The organism is Roseomonas sp. TAS13 (assembly GCF_001950415.1).
Lineage (GTDB): Bacteria > Pseudomonadota > Alphaproteobacteria > Acetobacterales > Acetobacteraceae > Roseomonas > Roseomonas mucosa.
In genome coordinates this window covers 1-4134 of record NZ_BDLP01000375.1, presented here as the reverse complement: position 1 = coordinate 4134, position 4134 = coordinate 1, and the positions used below count along the sequence as shown (strand labels likewise).

Genomic DNA, 4134 nt, shown 5'->3' with positions numbered 1-4134 from the left:
CCCCGCCAGCCTCCCCGCCACGCCCGCCGCCCCACGCCGCAGCCGCCCCGCGCCGATGGGGCGGCTGCGGCGCTGGATGCATGCCCTGGTCCCGCGCGGCCTGCTCGGCCGCGCCCTGCTGATCGTGCTGGTGCCGATGCTGGTGCTCCAGGGCATCGCCCTGCAACTCTTCTACGGCAACCATCTCGACGTCATCTCCCGCCGCCTCGCCGCCGGCATGGCGGGCGAGATCGGCATGGTGGTCGAGATGCTGCAGCACGCCCCGCCCGGTTCCGACACCAGCTGGATCTTCCGCGAGGCCGCCTGGCGCCTCGACCTCTCCATGGCCTTCGAGCCCGGCGCCATCCTCTCCGGCCGCGATCAGCCCCGCTCCGCCTCCCTGCCCCTGCTGCCGCTGGAGGAGGACCTGCAGAACGCCCTGCGCGAACGCCTGCTCCTGCGCTTCGACGCCGATTGGCAGAGCGACCCGCGCAGCATCGTCGTCCGCGTCCAGCTCCCCGACGGCGTGCTGCATGTGGAGGCCCCCCGCAAGCGCCTCTTCACCGGCACGCTCTACCTCTTCGTCATCTGGCTGGTCGGCGCCTCGGCCCTGCTCTTCCTGATCGCCGCCTTGTTCATGAAGAACCAGGTCCGCGCCCTGCGCCGCCTCGCCGCGGCGGCGGAGGCCTTCGGCATGGGCCGCGACCAGGGCCCGGTGAAGCCCGAGGGCGCCACCGAGGTCCGCCAGGCGGCGGCGGCCTTCAACCGCATGCACGCCCGCATCCGCCGCTTCGTCGCCCAGCGCACCGACATGCTGGCCGGCATCAGCCACGACCTGCGCACCCCCCTCACCCGCATGCGCCTGGCGCTCGCCATGCTGCCCGTCCCACCGGACGATCCGGGCTTCGAGCAGGACATCGCCGACCTCACCCAGGACGTGGAGGAGATGGAGCGCATGGTCGCCGGCTATCTCGCCTTCGCGCGCGGCGAGGTGGAGGGCAAGCCCGGCCCGGTGGACCTCGTCGAGCTGGCGCAGAACGTCGCCGCCCGGGCCCGCCGCGACGGCGCCGCCGTCGCCCTGCACGCCCCGGAAACCCTGGTCCTGCCGGCACGCGGCGACGCGCTGCGCCGCTGCCTCGCCAACCTCACCGACAACGCCCGCAAGCATGCCGGCCGCATCACCCTGACGGTGGAGCGCGTGGACGAGCTCTGGGCGCAGGTGATCGTGGACGACGACGGCCCCGGCATCCCGCCCGAACAGCGCGAGGAAGCCTTCAAGCCCTTCGCCACCCTGTCCGGCAGCAGCACCGGCCTGGGCCTCGCCATCGCCCGCGACATCGCCCGCGCCCATGGCGGCGACGTGATCCTGGAGGACAGCCCCCTCGGCGGCCTCCGCGCCCGCATCCGCCTGCCGGCCTGACCGCGGGCCGCGCGCCCGTCATTCGCCGGGTGCACGGCCCGCCATGGCGGATCGCCGCCAATCCCGCGCGTCCACCCCATGGGCCTCATTGTCCTCCGCCGCAGGCAGGCGCACCCTCCCCCATGCCGCCACCGCCGCAACAGGCGGACCGGCAGGGAGTTCAGAACGGCACCGAACCCCCGGAGCCCACCCGGGCGCCGGAGCGGTTCCGCAGGACGTCCAGGGAAGGCAGAACACAATGAGCGTCACCCATCCGGCGCGCCCCATGGCCCCCGCCCCGCCCCCCTTCGCGCCGCCCCTGCCCGCCACCGGCGCCGAGTTCATCAACACCCTGGCGCACTTCCATCGCGCCGAGATGGGCCGCATGGCCGGCTGGCGCGACCGCATCGACCGCACCACCAACTGGGCCATCACCGTGGTGGCCGGCATGCTCTCGGTCTCGCTCTCCACGCCCAGCGCGCATCACGGCGTGCTGCTCTTCGCCATGCTGCTGGTGCTGCTCCTCCTCGTCATCGAGGCCCGCCGCTACCGCTTCTTCGACGTGTACCGCGCCCGCGTGCGCCAGATGGAGCGCCACTACTTCGCCCAGGTCCTGTCCCCGCGGCCCGATCCCGCACCGGATCCCGCACCGGCCGAGGGGCCCAACTGGGCCGCCCTCCTGGCCGAGGACCTGCGCCACCCGAACTTCCTGATCGGCCTGCCGGCCGCCTTCTCGCGACGCCTGCGGCGCAACTACATCTGGATGTTCCTGGTCCTGCTGCTGGCCTGGATCATCAAGATCTCCACCGCATCCCTCCAGCACGACGAACGCGCGGCCGCCGCGCATCAAAGCCTCCCGGACCTGCTGCTCGGCCTGTCCCTGGGCCCCTTCCCCGGCTGGTCGGTGCTGGCCGGCGTCACGCTCTTCTATGCCTGGCTGATCTACGCCGCGCTCCGCCCGCCGCAACACAGCGGCGAACTCGCCCATGGCGAGGTCCATGTCTGACGCCGGCTCTTCCGGGTTCCGGGCGCGCCGTCCTGGCGGCTGCTCCCGGCCCCCTGGCGCGATCCGGCATCGGCACGCACCCACTCACCGGATGCAGGGTCCGCAAGGTCCTGCCGGATGGGTTCCGGGGAAGGCAGCGCCCTCCCCAGGGGCCGCCCTCAGACGTTGAAGCGGAACAGCAGCACGTCGCCGTCCTTGACGACGTATTCCTTGCCCTCGACCCGCATCTTGCCGGCCTCCTTCGCCCCCTGCTCGCCACCCAGCGCCACATAGTCCTCATAGGCGATGGTCTCGCAGGCGATGAAGCCGCGCTCGAAGTCATTGTGGATCACCGCCGCCGCCTGCGGCGCCTTGGTGCCGCGCGTGATGGTCCAGGCGCGCGCCTCCTTGGGCCCGCAGGTGAAATAGGTGATCAGCCCCAGCAGCTCGTATCCGGCACGGATGATGCGGTCCAACCCGCTATCCTCCAGCCCCAGGCTTTCCAGGAACTCCGCCCGGTCGTCGGCCGCCATCTGGCTGATCTCCGCCTCGATCGCGGCCGAGACCACGACCGCCTTGGCCCCCTCGGCGGCGGCCCGCTCGAAGACGCGCGCCGAATGCGCATTGCCGGTGGCCGCCGAGCCCTCCTCGACATTGCAGACATAGAGCACCGGCTTGGTGGTCATCAGCTGCAGCCGCGCCGCCGCCTCTTCCTGCCCCTTCGGCACCGCCGTCCGCGCCGGCTTGCCCTCGGTCAGCGCCGCCACGATCGGCTCGGCCAGCGCCACGAAGGCCGCGCTCTCCTTGTCGCCGTTCTTCGCCTTCTTCTGCGCCGTCCCCAGCCGCTTCTCCAGGCTGTCGAGATCGGCCAGCATCAGCTCCGTCTCCACCGTCTCCGCATCGCGGATCGGATCGACGCTGCCCTCGACATGGGTGATGTCCCCATCCTCGAAGCAGCGCAGCACATGCACGATGGCATCCACCTCGCGGATATTCGCCAGGAACTGGTTGCCCAGCCCCTCCCCGCGCGAGGCGCCGCGCACCAGCCCGGCGATGTCCACGAATTCCAGGCTGGTCGGCACCGTCTTCTGGGACTTGCCAACCCGCGTCAGCTCGTCCAGCCGCCGGTCCGGCACCGCCACCCGCCCCACATTCGGCTCGATGGTGCAGAAGGGATAGTTCGCCGCCTGTGCCGCCGCCGTCTGCGTCAGCGCGTTGAAGAGCGTGGACTTGCCCACATTCGGCAGCCCGACGATGCCGCAGTTGAAACCCATGATCCGTCTTTCTCAATCATCGCCCGTGCGAGGGAGCTGCCGCAGCCCGCCCGGAACCTGTCCCGTTCGGCCCCAGCCATTACGCCGCCCGCGCCCGCAGGGCCAGCCGTAAGGCCCCGGCAGGCCAGCCAGCACGATACCGCAACAGCCCCGGCCCGCATTGCCCGTCCGGCGTTGCGCTGTCCCGGGGGACAAGGCTCCGCCTTTCCCCCGGACCCCCTATCCGCCAGGACACTGCGTGCCCTGGACCCGATGGGTTGGTGCTTGCTGGGGCCGGATCGCGCCGGAGAGCCAGGCTCTCCGGCGGCTGACGCCGCCGCCAGCGCGGACACGGTGTCTTCTTTCTACGAGGAGCCCCGCGTCTCCATCTGCTCCCAGGGATCGAGCCGCAGGCTGACGGCCACCACGCAGAGCCAACGCAAGCCCGGGGTCCGGGGACCGGCTTCGGTCCCCGGCGGAGAGGGGGTCCGGCGGGGGAGGCAGAGCCTCTCCCCCGG

The 4134-nt window shown here is 71.9% G+C and carries 3 protein-coding genes; 2 read left to right on the top strand and 1 reads right to left on the bottom strand.

Annotation, left to right across the window (positions count from 1 at the left end):
* Both ROTAS13_RS20420 and ROTAS13_RS20415 read left to right on the top strand, forming a co-directional pair.
* Window positions 1-1399: sensor histidine kinase (locus ROTAS13_RS20420; protein ID WP_371329210.1), on the top strand; the 1399-nt coding region annotated here is incomplete at its 5' end.
* Between the two features lie 238 nt (window positions 1400-1637).
* Complete coding sequence (locus ROTAS13_RS20415) at window positions 1638-2384, top strand: DUF2270 domain-containing protein (protein ID WP_019463011.1); 747 nt, start codon at window positions 1638-1640, stop codon at window positions 2382-2384.
* A 158-nt stretch (window positions 2385-2542) separates the two neighbouring features.
* Here ROTAS13_RS20415 and ychF read toward each other — a convergent pair whose 3' ends face one another.
* Window positions 2543-3637: a redox-regulated ATPase YchF gene (ychF, locus tag ROTAS13_RS20410; RefSeq protein ID WP_019463010.1), complete on the bottom strand. Its 1095-nt coding sequence runs from the start codon at window positions 3635-3637 to the stop codon at window positions 2543-2545.
* Between the last annotated feature and the right edge of the window lie 497 nt (window positions 3638-4134).

What these genes read in the sequence shown, in the direction of transcription:
- ROTAS13_RS20415 (WP_019463011.1), top strand. Translation starts at nt 1,638, where the DNA reads ATGAGCGTCACCCATCCGGCGCGCCCCATGGCCCCCGCCCCGCCCCCC.
- ychF (WP_019463010.1), bottom strand. Translation starts at nt 3,637, where the DNA reads ATGGGTTTCAACTGCGGCATCGTCGGGCTGCCGAATGTGGGCAAGTCC.